The following is a 19,581-nucleotide window of genomic DNA, read 5'->3' on the forward strand; positions in this document are numbered from 1 at the left end:
CTTCGCCCCCTGCGCAGGAGCAACCATGAATTATCGTCACGCCTTTCACGCCGGCAACCACGCCGATGTCTTCAAACACCTGACCTTGACCCGCCTCATCGCCTTGATGTCGCGCAAGGAGCAGCCGTTCGCCTACCTCGATACCCACGCCGGCATCGGCCTGTACGACCTGCAGGGTGACCAGGCCAACCGCACCGGTGAATACCTGGAAGGCATCGCCCGCCTGTGGGGCGCAAGCGACCTGCCGCCGCTCACCGCCGATTACATGCGCGTGCTCCACGAGATGAACCCGGATGGTCAGTTGCGCTACTACCCAGGTTCGCCGGAGCTGGCGCGGCGCCTGACGCGCCCCCAGGACCGCGTACTGCTCAACGAAAAGCACCCGGAAGACGGCGTGTTGCTCAAGGACAACATGAAGGGTGATCGTCGGGTCAAGGTGCACCTTGGCGAAGGCTGGCACGTGCCGCGCGCCCTGTTGCCGGTGCCGGAAAAACGCGCGCTGATGCTGATCGATCCACCGTTTGAAAAGCTCGATGAAATGCAGCGTTGCGCGGCGTCCCTCAAGGAAGCCGTCAGCCGCATGCGCCAGACGGTCGCGGCGATCTGGTATCCGGTGAAAGACCCGCGCATGTTGCGCCGCTTCTACCAGGACCTGGCCGGCACCGGTGCGCCGAAACTGTTGCGCGTAGAGCTGCTGGTGCATCCGCTGGACACGCCCAACACCCTGACCGGCTCAGGCCTGGCAATTGCCAACCCGCCGTGGGGCCTGGAAGAGGAGCTGCGTGAATTGCTGCCGTGGCTGTCCAGGCAACTGGGCCAGACCCAGGGCGGCTGGCAGATGGATTGGCTCATCGCTGAATAGCTTTATCTCGAGCCAAACACAAAACCAGTGTGGGAGGGGGCTTGCTCCCGATAGCGGGGTGTCAGTCAGTACATCTGTCACTGATACACCGCTATCGGGAGCAAGCCCTAATGCCAGTCAGTTAAGCGTACACCACCGTCTGTAGGAGCGAGCTTGCTCGCGAAAAACTCACAGGCACCGCGTTTATTCAGGAAGCACGCGTTATCGTTGACGTTTTTCGCGAGCAAGCTCGCTCCTACAAAAAGCCTTAACTGACTGGCTTTAGGGCAAGCCCCCTCCCACATTTTGAGCTGTGTTGCCCCTTTATATCGGGCAGGTCACGCCGGTGCCGCCGATGCCGCAATAACCCTGGGGATTCTTCGCCAGGTACTGCTGGTGATACGCCTCGGCGAAGTAAACCGTCGGCGCTTCGTCGATTTCGGTGGTGATCTCGCCCAGGCCAGCCTTGGTCAGCTCTTGCTGATACGCCTGGGCACTGGCTTTGGCCGCCGCCAGTTGCTCCGGTGTGGTGGCATAGATCACCGAGCGGTATTGGCTGCCGATATCGTTGCCCTGGCGCATGCCCTGGGTCGGGTTGTGCAGTTCCCAGAACATCTTCAGCAAGTCTTCGTATTTCACTTTGGCCTGGTCATACACCACCAGCACCACTTCGCTGTGGCCGGTCAGGCCTGAGCAGACTTCTTCGTAGGTCGGGTTCGGCGTGAAGCCGCCGGCGTAGCCGACCACGGTGCTGACCACGCCATCGCGCTGCCAGAATTTGCGTTCCGCGCCCCAGAAGCAGCCGAGGCCGAAGATCGCAAAACCGACGTCGTCGGTAAACGGGCCCAGCAGCGGGTTGCCGTTGACGAAATGCGTCTGCGGCAGGTTCATCGGGGTTTCACGGCCAGGCAGAGCTTGTTCTTGAGTAGGCAGCACGTTTTTGTTCACCAGAATTTCCGAGCGCAAGACCATGATCAGTCCTCTCGTCAGGTTGATTAGCAGTAAATTGTCAGACAGCCAGTGTGCCCGAGTGTTACAGCGCTGTCAGGCGATTGGCCCGCGTGGGTAGCGTTTAAGCTTCTCCAGCAGCTCTGCGCCGGGGATTGGCCGGTCGAACAGGTAGCCCTGGCCCACGTCGCACCGATGCCGGCGCAGGAACGCCAATTGCGCGGCGGTCTCGATGCCTTCGGCTACCACCTTGAGCTTGAGGTTGTGGGCCATGGCGATGACCGCCGAGGTGATTTCCATGTCGTCCTGGTTATCCGGGATTTCGTGGATAAAGCTCCGGTCGATCTTAATGATGTCGATGGGGAATTTTTTCAAGTAGCTCAGCGACGAATAACCGGTGCCGAAGTCGTCCATGGCCAGGGTCAGGCCAAAGCTCTTCAGTTGGTCCAGTTGCAGGCGCGTGTCTTCGGTGGCTTCCAGCAGCAGGCCTTCGGTCAGCTCCAACTCCAGCAGATTGGCCGGCAACTGTTCTTCCTTGAGAATCGAGGCGATCGAGGCCACCAGGTCCGGGTCGGAAAACTGCTTGGGCGACAGGTTGATTGCCACCTGCAGATTCCCCAGCCCCGCTGCCGTCAACTGCCGACTCATGCGGCACGCCTGGCGCGCGATCCATTTGCCGATGGGGATGATCAAGCCGGTCTCTTCGGCCACGCTGATGAACTGATCGGGGCGGATCATGCCCTTTTCCGGATGGTTCCAGCGCAACAGCGCTTCCATACCCAACAGGCGGCCACTGCGCAGGCACAGCTTGGGCTGGTAGAACACGTCCAGCTCGTTCTGGGTCAGGGCGCGGCGCAGGTTGTTTTCCACGAACAGTTTGTAGCTCGCTTCGGCATTCAGGGCTTCGGTAAACACCTGCACCTGGTGTTTGCCGTTGGCCTTGGCCTTGTGCAGGGCCAAACCGGCGTTGCGCATCAGGGTCTGCGGGTCGCGGCCGTGCAGCGGTGCGCAGGCCAGGCCTACGGAGCCGGTCACGCTGATCAATTGGTTGTCGACGAACATCGGCTTGTCGAGGGTGGCCAGCAACTGGCTGGCGACCTGCTGGCCGGTCTCCAGGTCGGCATCATCGAGCAGCACCGCAAACTCGTTACTGGCAAAGCGCGCCAGGCTGCCGCCGCTGCTCAGGCTGTTGCGTAGACGACGGGCCAGGCTGATCAGCAGCTTGTCCCCGGTCTGGTGCCCGAGGCTGTCGTTGATGCGCTTGAAGTTGTCGATGTCCACCAGCAGCAGGCTGATCGGGCTGTCGCTGTCGCGGGCAAAGCGCTCGTCGAGGTTGCGGATGAAGGCCGGGCGGTTGCCCAGGTTGGTCAGGTTGTCGGTATAGGCCAGGCGTTCGATGCGCTGTTGCGCCAGCTTGGTCTGGGTGATGTCTTCGTAGATGCCGATGTAGTGGGTCAACTCGCGGTTGTCGCCATACACCTTGGAGATCGACAGCTGGCCCCAGTAGGGTTCGAGGTTTTTGCGTCGGCTTTTGAATTCACCTTGCCAGCTGTTGCTCTTGGCCAGGCTCGACGGCGCATCGAACAGCAACTCGCTGAGGTTCTCGAGGGCCGGCAACTGCGCCAGGCGGTGGCCGTGCACCTCTTCGGCGCTGTATTGGGTGATCGCGGTAAAACTTGGGTTGACGTACTCCACCACGCCATCGCAATTGACCAGCAGAAAGGCGTTGGCACTTTGTTCCACGGCACGCTGGAACAGGTGCAGGGCGCTGGTGGCGGTGCGGCGGTTGTGGTTGTTGATGACCTGGGCGAACTGGTCCGCCAGCTCGCCGGCAAAGGCGATTTCATCGGACTGCCAGGCACGCGAACTGCCGCTTTGCTCCAGGCACAGCACGCCGACGACCTGGCCATCCACCCGGATGCTCGCGTCGAGCATGGCGTGGATATCCTTGGCGAACAGGCTTTCGGCCATTTCCCGGGTGCGCGGGTCGCGCAGGGCATTGGTGGCATCGATCGCGCGGCTGCTGTGCAGGGCTTCGAGGTAATCGGGGAAGCAACTGGCGTCAATCGCTTCAGGCACATGGTATTGCTGATCGGCGCGGTGATAGGCCGAAATCGGCACCAGGCGCTGGCCTTCCAGGTTCCAGATACTGGCGCAATCGATCTGGTAGATGTCGCAGGCGCTGCGGGTGATCAGTTCGGCGGCTTCTTGCAGCGAATTGGGCGTTGTGTAGCGTTGGCGGGCCAGCAGCAGGATCAACTCCTGCTGGGCGCGTACCCGCTCCAGGTGCTGCAGCTGTTCCTGTTGCGCGCGCTGGTTGAGTTCCAGGGCGATTTGCAGGCGGCTGTTCTGGTTCTCCAGGTCGGCGGTCGGCACCGTGGCGGGAATTTCGCTGAACAGGCCATCAACCACCATCAGGTAGCCGCGCAGCAGGTGGCGATTGTGTTGTTTGTAGGCCTCGCCCATTTCCAGCAGGCTCAGCGGGCCATCGTTGGTGTGCAGGGTGTAGCGCACCAGGTAGTGGGGGCTGAGGCTCAGTTGCTGCTGGATCGCGTCGTGCAGTTGATAGCGTGCCTGGGGCTCCATCAGGCTGGCGTACGGCGTGCCGATCAGGGCACAGAGCTCGACCGCCGACAGGCCGAATTGGCGCTCGCAATTGGGGTCGAGGTAGAGCAGCGCCCAGCTTGCCTCATTAAGCCGCTCGAAACGCAGCATACCGAGGCGCGAAGGCACCGGTAATTGCGTCACTACCTCGGCCGCCGTTCGGGCGACATCGGGTTGGCTTTTCATGGGGGAAACTCGCTTGGAAAAATGCGCACGGCGCCGGGCTCACGCCCTCTTTACTGTTGCCTGCGGCAAGGTTGCATCATGCGGCACGCACTGACAAGAGAGGATGAAGGCTAAGTGCTATAACCCTGTTATCGGCCGCCCAGGGGGTTTCTGCAGTCGAAGTGACGGAAGGTGTACAAGCCTGTCCTATGTATACAACAAACGGGCAAAAAAAGCCCCGCCAAGTGGCGGGGTTGAGGTACGAGCGTGGCGCTCGGAAATCGGTGCGGCAAAGGCCTCCCGCCGACGGGAGGCCGCTGCGGCTTACAGCAGGATGGTGCGGATGTCGTTCAGCAGTTGGCTCAGGCGCTGGGTGAAGCGCGCCGCCGCGGCGCCGTTGATCACGCGGTGATCGTAGGACAGCGACAGTGGCAGCATCAGCTTGGGCTGGAACGCTTTACCGTCCCAGACTGGCTGGATAGTTGCCTTGGACACACCCAGGATCGCCACTTCCGGCGCGTTGACGATTGGCGTGAAGCCAGTACCGCCAATGTGCCCGAGGCTGGAGATGGTGAAGCACGCGCCCTGCATGTCGTCCGGGGTGAGCTTCTTGTCGCGGGCCTTGGCGGCCAACGCAGCAGCCTCGGCAGCCAGTTGCAGCAGGCTCTTCTGGTCGACGTTTTTGATGACCGGTACCAGCAGGCCGTCAGGCGTGTCTACCGCAAAGCCGATGTGCACGTACTTCTTGCGAATGATCGCCTTGCCGCTTGGCGCCAGCGAGCTGTTGAAGTCCGGCAGTTCCTTGAGCAGGTGCGCACAGGCCTTGAGCAGCAGAGGCAACACGGTCAGTTTCACGCCGGCCTTCTCGGCCACGGCTTTCTGCGCAACGCGGAAGGCTTCCAGGTCGGTGATATCGGCCTGGTCGAACTGAGTCACGTGCGGGATGTTCAGCCAGCTCGCGTGCAGACCTGCCGCGCCGATTTGCATCAGGCGGGTCATCGGCACTTCTTCGATTTCGCCGAAACGGCTGAAATCCACGGTGCGGATCGGCGGAATGCCCGAGCCACCGGTAGCGCCGCCGGCAGCTGGCGCTTCCTTGGCTTTCTGCATCATGGCTTTGACGTAAGCTTGCACGTCTTCCTTCAGCACACGGCCGTGAGGGCCGCTGGCCGAGACGGCGCCCAGCTCGACACCAAACTCACGGGCCAGCTGACGCACGGCAGGGCCGGCATGAACCTTGGCACCGCTTGGCGCAGGCGCGGCGGCAGCAGGAGCCGGTGCAGCTTCGGCTTTTGCAGCCGGAGCAGGAGCAGCCGGAGCAGCTTCAGCCTTGGCCGCAGCCGGAGCGGCGGCAGGTGCTGGAGCAGCAGGCGCTGCGCCTTGTACTTTCAGCTTGAGGATGAAATCGCCAGTGCCGACTTCGTCTTCCAGCTTGACCCCGATGCTTTCCACCACGCCAGCGGCCGGCGATGGGATTTCCATGGAGGCCTTATCGGACTCCAGGGTGATCAGCGACTGGTCGGCTTCGACGGTGTCGCCGACCTTGACCAGCAGCTCAATGATCTTGGCCTTGCCCGACGAGCCGATGTCCGGAACGTGGATGTCCTGGACGCTGGCGGCGGCAGGTGCGGCGGCCGGGGCTGGAGCAGCCTCGGCAGCAGCAGGCTTTTCAGCAGCCGGCGCAGGTGCAGCGGCAGCAGGAGCCGCCGCAGGGGCCGCATCAGCGGCACCTTCGATTTCCAGCTCCAGCAGTTCGTCGCCTTCTTTCAGGCGGTCGCCCAGCTTCACTTTCAGGCTTTTGACCACGCCGGCCTTGGGAGCAGGGATTTCCATGCTCGCCTTGTCCGACTCCAGGGTCAGGATGCTCTGGTCGGCTTCGACGGTGTCGCCAACCTTCACAAACAGCTCGATTACTTCACCTTCACCGCTGCCGATGTCAGGTACGCGAATGAGTTCGCTCACAAAAAATCTCCTCAGCAGTCCAGTGGGTTGCGTTTTTCCGGGTTGATCCCGAACTTGACGATGGCGTCAGCCACCACCTTGGGTTCGATCTCACCACGGTCAGCCAAGGCTTCCAGGGCTGCCAACACCACGAAGTGACGGTCGACTTCGAAGAAGTGACGCAGCTTCTTGCGGCTGTCACTGCGGCCGAAACCGTCGGTGCCCAGGACTTTGAATTCCTTGGACGGGACCCACTGGCGAATTTGTTCAGCAAACAGTTTCATGTAGTCGGTAGAGGCGATGACTGGACCCTTACGGCCGGCCAGGCACTCTTCGACGTAGCTCAGTGCAGGCTTCTGGCCCGGGTGCAGGCGGTTGCTGCGTTCCACGGCCAGGCCGTCGCGACGCAGTTCGTTGAAGCTGGTAACGCTCCACACGTCGGCGCCGACGTTGAACTCGTCACGCAGGATCTTCGCCGCTTCACGCACTTCGCGCAGGATGGTGCCGGAGCCCATCAGCTGTACGTGGTGCGCCGCTTCCTTGGTGTCTTCTTCGAGCAGGTACATGCCCTTGATGATGCCTTCTTCCACGCCAGCCGGCATGGCTGGCTGCTGGTAGGACTCGTTCATCACGGTGATGTAGTAGAAAACGTCCTGCTGCTCTTCGGTCATCTTCTTCATGCCGTCCTGGATGATCACCGCCAGCTCATAGCCGTAGGTTGGATCAAAGGTGCGGCAGTTCGGGATGGTGGCAGCCAGGATGTGGCTGTGACCGTCTTCGTGTTGCAAGCCTTCGCCGTTGAGCGTGGTACGGCCGGCGGTACCGCCGATCAGGAAGCCACGGGTACGGCTGTCGCCTGCGGCCCAAGCCAGGTCGCCAATGCGCTGGAAGCCGAACATCGAGTAGAAGATGTAGAACGGCAGCATCGGCTGGTTGTGGCTGGAGTACGAAGTACCGGCAGCGATGAAGGAGCTCATGGCGCCCGCTTCGTTGATGCCTTCTTCGAGGATCTGGCCCTTCTTGTCTTCCTTGTAGAACATCACCTGGTCTTTATCGACTGGCTCGTAGAGCTGGCCGACGGAGGAGTAGATGCCCAACTGACGGAACATGCCTTCCATACCGAAGGTACGGGCCTCGTCCGGGATAATCGGCACGATACGCGAGCCGATTTCCTTGTCCTTGACCAGTTGCGCGAGGATCCGCACGAAGGCCATGGTAGTGGAGATTTCGCGGTCGCCCGAGCCGTCCAGGATAGCCTTGAGGGTATCGAGTGGCGGCGTCGGGATGCTCATGCTCTTGGCGCGGCGTTGCGGCACGAAACCGCCCAGTGCAGTGCGACGCTCGCTGAGGTAGCGGGCTTCGGCGCTGTTCGGCTCAGGCTTGAAGAACGGCAGGTTCTCCAGCTCTTCGTCCTTGACCGGGATGTCGAAGCGGTCGCGGAACAGCTTCAGGCTGTCAACGTCGACTTTCTTGGTGTTGTGCGCTGTGTTCTTCGCTTCGCCGGCACCGGTGCCATAACCCTTGATGGTCTTGGCCAGGATGACGGTCGGTTGCTCTTTGTGGTTGACCGCTTCGTGGTACGCCGCGTAGACCTTGTACGGGTCGTGGCCGCCACGGTTGAGTTTCCAGATCTCGTCGTCGGACAGGTCGGCAACCATCGCCTTGAGTTCAGGCGTGTTGAAGAAGTGCTCACGCACGAACGCGCCGTCTTTGGCCTTGTAGTTCTGGTACTCGCCGTCGATGACTTCGTCCATGCGACGTTGCAGGATACCGTCGACGTCCTTGGCCAGCAGTGGGTCCCAGAAACGGCCCCAGATGACTTTGGTCACGTTCCAATGTGCACCGCGGAACACGCCTTCGAGTTCCTGGATGATCTTGCCGTTGCCGCGAACCGGGCCGTCGAGGCGCTGCAGGTTGCAGTTGATGACGAAGATCAGGTTGTCCAGCTTCTCGCGGCCGGCCAGGGAGATGGCGCCCAGGGATTCCGGCTCGTCGCACTCGCCGTCGCCCAGGAAGCACCAGACTTTCTGCTTGCCTTCGGGAATGAAGCCACGGGCTTCCAGGTACTTCATGAAACGTGCCTGGTAGATCGCCTGGATCGGGCCCAGGCCCATGGATACCGTCGGGAACTGCCAGAAATCAGGCATCAGCCAAGGGTGCGGGTAGGACGACAGGCCCTGACCGTCGACTTCCTGGCGGAAGTTGTTCATTTGCTCTTCGGTGATGCGACCTTCCATGAACGCACGGGCGTAGACGCCTGGCGAGGTGTGGCCCTGGAAGTAGATCAGGTCGCCGCCGTGTTCGTCGGTCGGGGCCTGGAAGAAGTAGTTGAAGCCGATGTCATACAGGGTTGCGCTGGAGGCGAAGCTGGAGATGTGACCGCCCAGGTCCGAATCCTTCAAGTTCGTGCGCATTACCATCGCCATGGCGTTCCAACGTACCAGCGAGCGAATGCGGCGTTCCATGAACAGGTCGCCAGGCATGCGTGCTTCGTGGGTAACGGGGATGGTGTTGCGGTATGGCGTGGTGATGGCGTAAGGCAATTGCGAGCCGCTGCGGGTCGCGAGTTCGCCCATACGGGTCATCAGGTAGTGAGCACGGTCTTCGCCTTCTTTGTCGAGAACCGATTCCAGGGCGTCCAGCCATTCCTGGGTTTCGACGGGATCGAGGTCTTGCATGGCTTGCTCCAGGGCGGAAAGGCTACCAGAATCGGTTGCCTGAAGTTTGCGACTGGCCTTGTGGGCAGACGACATAAATTCTTGGATGGCCGAAGGTTGCTTCGGCGTCCTGTAGTTTTACTACAAATCGTCGGCCATTTCAGCCTTTCGAATGTATATACGAGTAGTAAAACTACACAAGACTGAGCGTATGACTCGGTCTGGCTGGTGAGCATAATCGTTATTGTTGGTCTATTGCGAACAAGAAAAGGTGAAAGTTTGATGTTGCCTGCCAAGATTAATTTAATTTCAGCTATTTCTAACTTTTGTTCGACAGTCCTTCATCGAGCATGGCTCCTGCGTTCACAACTACACGCCATTTACACGCCGATCAAGGATAGACCATGAGCCTTCCAACGCTGGCCGAACTGCCGGCCATTCTCTTGCCTTACGCCAGCCGGGCCGAGCAGTCATTTCGTGACGCGGTAGCCGCGCTGGATGACGATCATGGCCTTTCTGGCTGGACGCCGCAACGGTGGGCCGACTTCGCGCGGGTGTGCGCCGCCAGTGATTTTGTCATTGAACAGAGCGTGCGTGACCCTTTGATGTTGCTCGAGCTGGTGGCCTGGGGCGAGCTGGACCGAGGGTTTGCGCCGGGTGAGCTGTGCGGGCAGATTGCCGGAGCCGTGCAACAGGCCGAAACAGAAGACGAACTCGGCCGTGTGCTGCGCCGCCAGCGTACGCGCCAGCAGGTGCGCATCATCTGGCGCGACCTGACCCGCCAGGCGGATTTGGTGCAAACCTGCCGCGACCTCTCCGACATGGCCGACGCCTGCATCGACCAGGCCTACCAATGGCTGTACCAGCGCCATTGTGTGCAGTTCGGCACGCCAACCGGGCGGCGCAGCGGCGAGGCGCAGCACATGGTCATCCTTGGCATGGGCAAGCTCGGGGCGGTGGAGCTTAACCTGTCGTCGGATATCGACCTGATCTTCGCCTACCCAGAAGGCGGCGAGACGGTGGGGGTCAAGCGCTCCCTGGATAACCAGGAGTTTTTCATTCGACTTGGTCAGAAATTGATCAAGGCCCTCGACCCGATGACGGTCGACGGTTTCGTGTTCCGCGTCGACATGCGCCTGCGTCCCTACGGTTCGGCCGGCGCGCTGGTACTGAGCTTCAACGCGCTGGAGCAGTACTACCAGGACCAGGGCCGTGATTGGGAGCGTTACGCCATGATCAAGGCCCGCGTCGTCGCCGGTGACCAACTGGCCGGCGCGCAGTTGCTCGACATGCTGCGCCCGTTCGTCTATCGCCGTTACCTGGACTTCTCGGCCATCGAAGCGCTGCGCACCATGAAGCAGCTGATCCAGCAGGAAGTAAGGCGCAAGGGCATGGCCGAGAATATCAAGCTGGGTTCGGGCGGTATTCGTGAGGTGGAATTTATCGCCCAGGCGTTCCAGCTGATCCACGGTGGCCGCGATCTCAGCCTGCAGCAACGTCCGCTATTGAATGTGCTGGGCACCCTGGAGGGCCAGGGTTACTTGCCGGCCGCCGTGATCAGTGAGTTGCGCAATGGCTACGAGTTTTTGCGCTACACCGAACACGCGATCCAGGCGATCGCCGACCGCCAGACCCAGATGCTCCCGGACAGCCCGGAAGACCAGGCGCGTATTGCCTTCATGCTCGGTTTTGCCGACTGGGCCGCGTTCCACGAACGCCTGATGTATTGGCGTGGGCGGGTGGATTGGCACTTCCGCCAGGTGATTGCCGACCCTGATGAAGAAGAGGGCGCAGAAAGCGAACTTGTTGTCGGCGGGGAATGGTTGCCGCTGTGGGAAGAATCCCAGGATGACGACGCCGCCTGCCGCCAGTTGAGCGAAGGCGGCTTCACCGATGCGCCCAAGGCCCTCAAGGCCCTGGCTGGCTTGCGCGGTAGCCCCCAATTGCGCGCCATGCAGCGCCTCGGCCGCGAGCGGCTGGACGCGTTTATTCCGCGCCTGCTGGCCCAGGCTGTCGAGCACGCCAACCCGGACCTGGTATTGGAGCGCGTATTGCCGCTGGTCGAGGCGGTCGCCCGGCGTTCCGCTTACCTGGTGCTGCTCACTGAAAACCCCGACGCCCTGCGCCGTCTGCTGACGCTGTGCGCTGCGAGCCCGTGGATCGCCGAGCAGATCACCCGTTTCCCGCTGTTGCTCGATGAACTGCTCAACGAAGGGCGACTGTTCAAGCCGCCGTTGGCGCCGGAGCTGGCCGCCGAATTGCGCGAGCGCCTTACGCGTATCCCTGAAGACGACCTCGAGCAGCAGATGGAAGCCCTGCGCCATTTCAAGCTGGCGCACCGCCTGCGCGTGGCCGCGTCGGAAATCGCCGGCAGCCTGCCATTGATGAAGGTCAGCGACTACCTCACCTGGCTGGCTGAAGCCATCCTCGAACAAGTGCTGGCGCTGGCCTGGCGCCAGACCGTTGCCCGTCACGGCTCGCCGCAACGGCTGGACGGCAGCCTGTGCGATCCTGGGTTCATCATTGTCGGTTATGGGAAAGTCGGCGGGATCGAACTGGGGCATGGTTCGGACCTGGACCTGGTGTTTATCCACGACGGCGACCCCCAGGCCGAGACCGACGGCGCCAAGCCGATCGACGGGGCGCAGTTCTTCACGCGCCTGGGCCAGCGCATCATTCACTTGCTGACCACCCAGACCAACTCCGGCCAACTGTATGAGGTGGACATGCGCCTGCGGCCTTCAGGTGCGTCCGGGTTGCTGGTGAGTTCGTTGGGGGCGTTCGACCGCTATCAACAAAATGAAGCCTGGACCTGGGAGCATCAGGCGCTGATACGCGCGCGGGTGTTGGTCGGCAGCCAGGATGTGGGCCAGGCCTTCGAGCAGGTCCGCGCCAAGGTATTGGGGCGTGAACGGGACTTGGCGAAGCTGCGCCAGGAGGTCAGCGAGATGCGCGCCAAGATGCGTGACAACCTGGGGACGCGGAGCACAGCGGCCGGTATGGGCGCCAATGCCTTCGAAGCCACGGCGCTGTTCGACCTCAAGCAGGACGCCGGAGGTATCGTCGATATTGAATTTATGGTGCAATACGCCGCTTTGGCGTGGTCTGCGCAACATCCATCGTTGCTGCGCTACACCGACAATATCCGCATTCTGGAAGGCCTGGAGCAGGTCGGGCTGATGCCCGCCGCCGATGCCCATTTGTTGCGCGAGGTGTATAAGGCGTACCGCTCCGCCGCGCACCGCCAAGCCTTGCAGAACGAGGCGGGCACGGTGGCCGGGGACCAATTTGCAGACGAGCGGCGCCAGGTGATGCGAATCTGGCAGGCGCTCGGTTTGAGCTGAAACACTATTAGGGCGGGGAGGCATAAGCCTCCCCGCATCGTTTGTGGAAACTACATGAATATTCTGATCGTTGGGCCCAGTTGGGTCGGTGACATGGTGATGGCACAGACACTGTTCCAGTGCCTGCGGCTGCGCTATCCGGACTGCCAGATCGACGTGCTCGCCCCTGAGTGGAGCCGGCCGATCCTCGAGCGCATGCCCCAGGTGCGCAAGGCCTTGAGCTTTCCGCTCGGCCATGGCGCGCTGGAATTGGCGACCCGTCGGCGCATCGGCAAAGCCATGGGCGGCCAGTACGACCAGGCGATCCTGTTGCCCAACTCGCTGAAGTCGGCGCTGGTGCCTTTTTTTGCCGGCATTCCCAAGCGTACCGGCTGGCGCGGCGAGTTTCGCTATGTGCTGCTTAACGATGTACGCACCCTGGACAAAGCGCGCTACCCGTTGATGATCGAGCGTTTCATGGCCCTGGCCTACGAACCCGGCGCCGAGCTGCCCACGCCGTATCCGCGCCCCAGCTTGCAGATCGACCCGCTGACCCGCGATGCGGCGCTGGCCAAGTTCGGCCTGGCGCTGGACCGCCCGGTATTGGCCTTGTGCCCGGGCGCCGAGTTCGGCGAGTCCAAGCGCTGGCCGTCGGAACACTACGCCAAGGTCGCCGAGACCAAGATCCGCGAAGGCTGGCAGGTGTGGCTGTTTGGCTCGAAAAACGATCACTCGGTGGGTGAAGATATTCGCCAGCGCCTGATTCCAGGCCTGCGCGAAGAGGCGGTGAACCTCAGTGGCGAGACGTCCCTGGCCGAGGCCATCGACTTGCTGTCGTGCGCCGACGCGGTGGTGTCCAACGACTCCGGCCTGATGCACGTCGCCGCTGCGCTGAATCGCCCGTTGGTGGCGGTGTACGGCTCTACGTCCCCTGGGTTCACTCCGCCCTTGGCCGACCAGGTCGAAGTGGTGCGCCTGGGCCTGGATTGCAGCCCCTGTTTTGATCGCACCTGCCGTTTCGGCCACTACAACTGCCTGCGCCAATTGCTGCCGCAGCCGGTAACCGATGCCTTGCAGCGGTTGCAGGGCGACGTGGTCGAGGTTCACTGAGTTGCGGGTACTGGTAATCAAGACCTCATCCCTGGGCGACGTGATCCACGCCTTGCCGGCACTCACCGACGCGGCGCGGGCGATCCCCGGCATCCGCTTCGATTGGGTGGTGGAAGAAGGCTTCGCCGAAATTCCGACCTGGCACCCGGCGGTGGACAAGGTGATCCCGGTGGCGATTCGTCGCTGGCGCAAGAACCTCTGGCAAACCATCAAGAGCGGCGAATGGCGGCGTTTCAAACAGGCCGTGCAGTCGACCAAGTACGACCTGGTGATCGATGCCCAGGGCCTGCTCAAAAGCGCCTGGCTGACCCGCTACGTGCGGGCGCCGGTCGCCGGCTTCGATAAAACCTCGGCCCGCGAGCCCCTGGCGGCGCGTTTTTATTCCCGACGCCTGGCCGTGGCCCGTGGGCAACATGCGGTGGAGCGGTTGCGCCAATTGTTTGCCGTGGCGCTGGGCTATGACCTGCCCAAGGGCCTGGGCGACTATGGGCTGAGCGTCGAAAAACTGCTTGGCCTGCCGCCGAAGAAACCCTTCGTGCTGCTGCTGCACGGCACCACCTGGGACACCAAGCACTGGCCCGAAGCCTACTGGCGCGAACTGGCCGAACGCATGGCCCGCCTGGGCGTGGACGTGAAGTTGCCGTGGGGCAACGCCGCCGAAAAAGCCCGCGCCGAGCGCCTGGCCCAGGGCTTGCCCAACGCCGAAGTGCTGCCAAAACTCAACCTGGCGGGCGTGGCCCGTGTATTGGCCAGTGCCCGCGCCTGTGTGGCGGTAGATACCGGCCTCGGCCACTTGGCGGCGGCGTTGGATGTGCCGACCATTTCGCTGTTCGGGCCGACCAACCCGGGCCTCACCGGCGCCTACGGCAAAGGCCAGGTCCACTTGGCCAGCGACTGGCCGTGTGCGCCGTGCCTGCAAAAGCACTGCACCTACCAACCCACCGCCGATGACCTGCGGCGGTTCGACATCACGCGCGAGTCGCCCCTGTGCTTCACGCGCCTGAATCCTGAGCGCGTAGCAAGCCGACTGAGCGCGTTGTTACTGGCTGAGGAGCAGCACTGATGCAACTGGCTTTCGTACTGTACAAATACTTTCCCTTCGGTGGCCTGCAGCGCGACTTCATGCGCATCGCCCTGGAGTGCCAGCAGCGCGGCCATCAGATTCGTGTCTATACGCTGATCTGGGAAGGCGATATCCCGCCCGGCTTCGAAGTGCTGGTGGCGCCGGTCAAGGCGCTGGTCAACCATCGCCGCAACGAAAAGCTCTACGCCTGGATCCAGGCCGACCTGGCCAGGCGCCCGGTGGACCGCGTGGTGGGCTTCAACAAGATGCCGGGGCTGGACCTGTACTTCGCCGCCGACGGCGTGTTCGAAGACAAGGCCCAGACACTGCGCAACCCGATGTACCGCTGGTTCGGGCGCTACAAGCATTTTGCCGAATACGAGCGTGCGGTTTTCGATAAAAATGCCAAGACCCAGATCATGGTGCTGTCCGAGCATCAACAGCAACTGTTCAGCCAGTATTACGGCACCCAGCCCGAGCGGTTCCACCTGCTGCCGCCGGGTATCGCCCGTGACCGGCGCGCGCCGCCGAACGCTGCCGACATCCGCGCTGAGTTTCGCCGTGAGTTCGGCTTGGCCGAGGATGATTTGCTGCTGGTGCAGATCGGTTCGGGCTTCAAGACCAAGGGCGTCGACCGCAGCCTCAAGGCCGTCGCCGCATTGCCGTCCAAACTGAAGAAACGCACCCGCCTGTTTGTAATCGGCCAGGACGACCCCAAAGTCTTCCAATTGCAGAGCGCCACGCTGGGCCTGGGCGACCAGGTGCAGTTCTTCAAGGGCCGCAACGATATCCCGCGCTTCCTGCTCGGGGCGGACCTGTTGATTCACCCTGCCTATAACGAGGCGGCCGGCATGGTGCTGGTCGAAGCGGTGGTCGCCGGCCTCCCGGTACTGGTGAGCCGAGTCTGCGGCTACGCGTTCTACATCGACAAGGCCCAGAGCGGCCGGGTGTTGGACGAGCCGTTCGAACAGGCCCAGCTCAACCAGTACCTGGTGGATATGCTCGAAGATCCACACGCGCGCGCGACCTGGAGTCGCAATGGTCTGGCCTTCGCCGAGACGGCCGACCTGTTTAGCATGCCGCAGTACGCTGCGGACCTGATTCTGGCGGAGCCAAACCGATGAAGTTGATTCTTGCCGAACCCTTCAACACCCTCTGGGCCGGACGCGATGCGTTCGCCGAGGTCGAGAAACTGCAAGGCCAGGTGTTCCGCGAGCTGGCCGCTCGCCGTACGTTGCGTACGGTGGTGCAGGGCCAACCCTATTTCGTGAAGATCCACCGTGGCATCGGCTGGGGCGAAATCCTCAAGAACCTGGTCACCGCCAAATTGCCGGTGCTGGGCGCAGGCCAGGAGTGGCTGGCGATCCAGCGCTTGCAGGAACTGGGCGTGCCGACCATGACGGCGGTGGCCTTTGGCGAAAAAGGCAGCAACCCGGCCGACCAGCATTCGTTCATCATCACGCAAGAGTTGACGCCGATCATCAGCCTGGAAGACCTGACCCTCGATTGGGTCAAGCAGCCGCCCGTGCCGGCGATCAAGCACGCTTTGACCGTCGAGTTGGCGAACACCGTCGGGGCGATGCACCGGGGCGGCGTCAATCATCGCGATTGCTATCTCTGCCATTTCTTGCTGCACACCGACCGGCCGATTGCGGTCGACACCCTCAAGCTGTCGGTGATCGACCTGCACCGCGCCCAGGTGCGTGCGACGATCCCCGTGCGCTGGCGCAACAAAGACCTGGCCGGGCTGTATTACTCTGCCCTGGAAATCGGCCTGACCCAGCGCGACAAGCTGCGCTTTCTCAAGCATTACTTTCAGCAGCCGTTGCGCCAGATCTTCGCCGAGCAAACCGCGTTGTTACGCGAACTGGAGCGCATGGCCGCCAAGCTCTATGCGCGCAAGCAGCGCTACGGGGATGCGCTCTGATGGCGGGTTGGAATCTGGAGCCTGCCTACGCCGCCCTCGCGGACGACTTCGGAAGCCTGGAAGCGGTGTTTGCCCTGCAAGGCGAGCGCCTGACCCGCGATCCACTGTCGGAAGTGATTCGGGTGGAGCGCGGCGGGGTCAATTATTACGTCAAGCGCTATGTCGGGGCTGGCAAAGGCCTGCGCCGCTATTTGGGCAAGCCGCGGGTGAAGTCCGAGTGGCAGAACCTCAAGCGCTTTGCCAAGTGGGGCATTCCCACCGCCGAGGTCATTGCCTGGGGCCTGCAACGCAGCGGATTGGCCTACGACCGTGGCGCGATGATCACCCGTGAGCTGCCCAAGACTGAAGACCTGTCGGCGTTGGCAGAGCGCAACGATCCGCGCCTCAAAGACCCCACGTGGGTCGATGCGATCAGCCGCCAGCTCGCCGAATACACGCGCACCATGCACGATCACCGCTTTACTCATAACGACTTGAAGTGGCGCAACCTGCTGGTCGACGACCAGCGCACCCTGTACCTGATCGACTGCCCCAACGGCGATTTCTGGCGCGGCTTCTGGCTCAAGTACCGCATTACCAAAGACCTGGCCTGCCTGGACAAGGTCGCCAAGTATCATCTGTCGGCCACCCAGCGCCTGCGTTTCTACATGCAATACCGCCAACGCACGCACCTGAAGACGTCGGACAAACAACGAATTCGCCATGTGGTGAAGTTTTTCGAGGGACGTGAATGAGTGACTTCCTGGCGGCCGAAGACCGCGCTCTGCTTGAGCGCAACGGCCTGGCTAGCTTCGACGCGCTGTGGGCCCGGCAACTGGACGCGGTGGACGAGCCGAACACCAGCGGCGACGGCTGGAGCAGCGTGTATCGCCTGGAGCTTGAAGGTCAGGGTTACTACCTCAAGCGCCAGAGCAACTACCTGACGCGCACCTTGCACCGGCCGTTTGGCGAACCGAGTTTCGCCCGCGAGTTTCGCAATATCAGCCTGTACCGAAAGCTGGGTATCCCGGCCTTGCAGGCAGCCTTTTTTGGCGAGCGCAAGGTTGCAGGCGAGCGCCGTGCGATGCTGCTCACCCGCGCGCTGGACGGCTGGAACGACCTGGACTCGTTGCTGGAACAATGGACGCAACTGAGCGACGCCCAGCAGCACGCGATCCTGCTGGCCTGCGGCAAGCTTGCGCGGCATTTGCACAGCGTGGGCCAGGTGCACGGCTGCTTTTACCCCAAGCATATTTTCCTGCAGGCGCGTGGCGACAGCTATGCCGCGCAACTGATCGACCTGGAAAAAACCCGCCCGCTGCTGTTCGGCTGGCGTGACCGGGTCAAGGACCTGGAACCGCTGCTGCGCCGTGCACCGCAGTGGACAGACGCCCAGGTGCGACAGCTGTTGGCGGCTTACCTTGAGCAGCCCGAAGACAGCGCATTGGTGTCTACCTGGCACCAGCGCCTGACGGCGCGCCGCAGCCACAAGGAGAACCGCTGATGCGTTTGTCCGAGCTGAAAAGTGTCGGCCGTACACCCCGCCTGCCGCTGACCCTCGATCTGGCGGATGCGGCAGGTCCGGGGCAACTGCAACTGCTCAGCCTGTTGCGGGTATTGCCGGGGCAGCGCTACGTCGGCGCCGCCGTGTGGCGCGGTCGCCCGGTGCTGGCCAAGTTATTGGTGGGCAGCAAGGCGGCGCGACATTTTCAACGTGAGCTCAGCGGTGTGCGACTGTTGGCCGAGCAAGGCTTGACCACGCCGCTGTTGCTCGCCGACGGCTTGCAGGAAGGCGAGGGGGGCTGGCTGCTGTTCGAGTTTCTCGAAGGCGCCCACAGCCTGGCCGACGCCTGGCTCGCTGTCGAAGGCTTGCCGCCCTTGGCCGACGAACAAACCGCCGTGCTCGCCGAAGCGCTGGGCGCGATTGCGCAGATGCATGCCCAAGGGCTGTGGCAGGAAGACCTGCACCTGGACAACCTGCTGCGCCACGACGGTAAACTGTATTTGATCGATGGTGCCGGCATTCGTGTCGAAGAGGCGGGCAAGCCGCTGTCGCGCAATCGGGTGCTGGAAAATCTCGGGGTGTTCTTTGCCCAGTTGCCGAAAAACCTCGAGCCGTTTACCGAAGAATTGCTGGTGTACTACCTGCTGGCAAACGGCGAACATGCCTTGCCCCTGGAAGCGCTCGAAAAGCAGGTGCGCAAAGTCAGCGCCTGGCGCTTGAGGGACTACCTGAACAAGGTCGGTCGCGACTGCACGCTGTTCAGCGTGGTGCGTGGCGCCTTCGGCCTGCGCGCGATTCGGCGTGAAGAAGAGGCGGCCATGCTGCCCGTGCTGGAGCAGGCCGATGCGCTGCTCGACCAGGGCCATCTGTACAAGACCGGTGGCGCGGCGAGCGTGGCCAAGGTCGAAGTGGCCGGCCGGCCCCTGGTGATCAAACGCTACAACATCAAGGGTTTCGCCCACTGGCTCAAACGCTTCTGGCGCCCCAGCCGTGCCTGGCATTCCTGGCGCGAAGGCAATCGCCTGGCATTCCTTGGCATCGCCACGCCCAAGCCGCTGGCGGTGTTGGAGAAGCGCTTTTTCTGGTTGCGCAGCCGTGCGTATCTGGTCACTGAATACCTGCCTGGACCCGACATTATCGAGCGTTTTGCGCCCTATGTTGAAAACGGCGATGCGCCTGAAGATGAGCTGTTGGCGCTGGACCGGTTGTTCGCCGAGTTGATCCGCGAACGCATCAGCCATGGAGACTTCAAAGGCCACAACCTGTTCTGGAGCGAAGGCCGCTGGGCGATGATCGATCTCGACGCCATGTGCCAGCACCACTCCGCTGCCAGCTTCGCTGGGGCGTATGCCAAGGATCGTGCGCGGTTCATGCGTAATTGGCCGCAGGGCAGTGCGTTGTATCAGGTGATTGATCAGCGTTTGCCTAAAGAGGTCAGCGCCGCCGGTTGAAGCGGGCCTTCGGCCCTATCGGGGGCAAGCCCCCTCCCACATTTTACTGTATTTACACATTTGAAGAG

At 62.3% G+C, this 19,581-nt stretch carries 13 protein-coding genes; 9 read left to right on the forward strand and 4 right to left on the reverse strand.

Features of this window, described 5'->3' with window-relative positions; all coding sequences use genetic code 11:
• Positions 1 to 25 precede the first annotated feature (25 nt).
• A complete protein-coding gene (locus tag C4J88_RS02290) occupies positions 26 to 862 on the forward strand; it encodes a 23S rRNA (adenine(2030)-N(6))-methyltransferase RlmJ (RefSeq protein WP_124406115.1) in 837 nt (278 codons plus the stop codon).
• A 303-nt stretch (positions 863 to 1,165) separates the two neighbouring features.
• On the opposite strand, the gene msrA is transcribed toward C4J88_RS02290, so the two are convergent.
• The 4 genes from msrA to aceE all read right to left on the reverse strand — a co-directional run bounded on the left by msrA (position 1,166) and on the right by aceE (position 9,177).
• Complete coding sequence (gene msrA / locus C4J88_RS02295) at positions 1,166 to 1,813, reverse strand: peptide-methionine (S)-S-oxide reductase MsrA (protein WP_124406116.1); 648 nt, start codon at positions 1,811 to 1,813, stop codon at positions 1,166 to 1,168.
• Positions 1,814 to 1,885: 72 nt separating this feature from the next.
• Positions 1,886 to 4,579, reverse strand: coding sequence for a bifunctional diguanylate cyclase/phosphodiesterase (locus tag C4J88_RS02300; RefSeq protein ID WP_124406117.1), 2,694 nt, complete (start codon positions 4,577 to 4,579; stop codon positions 1,886 to 1,888).
• 303 nt (positions 4,580 to 4,882) lie between these two features.
• Positions 4,883 to 6,520, reverse strand: coding sequence for a dihydrolipoyllysine-residue acetyltransferase (aceF, locus tag C4J88_RS02305; protein ID WP_124406118.1), 1,638 nt, complete (start codon positions 6,518 to 6,520; stop codon positions 4,883 to 4,885).
• Between the two features lie 11 nt (positions 6,521 to 6,531).
• The gene (aceE, locus tag C4J88_RS02310; protein WP_124365578.1) at positions 6,532 to 9,177 is read right to left on the reverse strand and encodes a pyruvate dehydrogenase (acetyl-transferring), homodimeric type; all 2,646 of its coding nucleotides are present in this window, start codon (positions 9,175 to 9,177) and stop codon (positions 6,532 to 6,534) included.
• A 383-nt stretch (positions 9,178 to 9,560) separates the two neighbouring features.
• On the opposite strand from aceE, the gene glnE reads away from it, so the two are divergent.
• Genes glnE through C4J88_RS02350 form a run of 8 tightly spaced genes read left to right on the forward strand, consistent with a single transcriptional unit; the run spans position 9,561 to position 19,513 of the window.
• Positions 9,561 to 12,500, forward strand: a complete 2,940-nt coding sequence (gene glnE / locus C4J88_RS02315) for a bifunctional [glutamate--ammonia ligase]-adenylyl-L-tyrosine phosphorylase/[glutamate--ammonia-ligase] adenylyltransferase (protein ID WP_124406119.1) — start codon at positions 9,561 to 9,563, stop codon at positions 12,498 to 12,500.
• 54 nt (positions 12,501 to 12,554) lie between these two features.
• Positions 12,555 to 13,589 (forward strand): lipopolysaccharide heptosyltransferase II, encoded by a 1,035-nt coding sequence (gene waaF / locus C4J88_RS02320; RefSeq protein ID WP_124406120.1) that lies wholly within the window; start codon positions 12,555 to 12,557, stop codon positions 13,587 to 13,589.
• A 1-nt stretch (position 13,590) separates the two neighbouring features.
• A complete protein-coding gene (gene waaC / locus C4J88_RS02325; RefSeq protein ID WP_124365581.1) occupies positions 13,591 to 14,652 on the forward strand; it encodes a lipopolysaccharide heptosyltransferase I in 1,062 nt (353 codons plus the stop codon).
• A complete protein-coding gene (locus tag C4J88_RS02330; protein WP_124360971.1) occupies positions 14,652 to 15,776 on the forward strand; it encodes a glycosyltransferase family 4 protein in 1,125 nt (374 codons plus the stop codon). The genes waaC and C4J88_RS02330 overlap by 1 nt, the downstream gene beginning before the upstream one ends.
• On the forward strand, positions 15,773 to 16,579 hold the full coding sequence (rfaP, locus tag C4J88_RS02335) for a lipopolysaccharide core heptose(I) kinase RfaP (RefSeq protein ID WP_124406121.1): 807 nt from the start codon (positions 15,773 to 15,775) through the stop codon (positions 16,577 to 16,579). The genes C4J88_RS02330 and rfaP overlap by 4 nt, the downstream gene beginning before the upstream one ends.
• Positions 16,579 to 17,313, forward strand: coding sequence for a lipopolysaccharide kinase InaA family protein (locus tag C4J88_RS02340; protein WP_124360973.1), 735 nt, complete (start codon positions 16,579 to 16,581; stop codon positions 17,311 to 17,313). The genes rfaP and C4J88_RS02340 overlap by 1 nt, the downstream gene beginning before the upstream one ends.
• Positions 17,310 to 18,062 (forward strand): lipopolysaccharide kinase InaA family protein, encoded by a 753-nt coding sequence (locus tag C4J88_RS02345; RefSeq protein WP_124402862.1) that lies wholly within the window; start codon positions 17,310 to 17,312, stop codon positions 18,060 to 18,062. Before C4J88_RS02340 ends, C4J88_RS02345 begins: the two co-directional genes overlap by 4 nt.
• Entirely contained in the window at positions 18,062 to 19,513 is a 1,452-nt protein-coding gene (locus tag C4J88_RS02350) for a lipopolysaccharide kinase InaA family protein (RefSeq protein WP_124406122.1), read from the forward strand. Before C4J88_RS02345 ends, C4J88_RS02350 begins: the two co-directional genes overlap by 1 nt.
• Positions 19,514 to 19,581: the final 68 nt, after the last annotated feature.

Source organism: Pseudomonas sp. R4-39-08 (assembly GCF_003852275.1).
In the GTDB taxonomy this organism is placed as follows: Bacteria; Pseudomonadota; Gammaproteobacteria; order Pseudomonadales; family Pseudomonadaceae; genus Aquipseudomonas.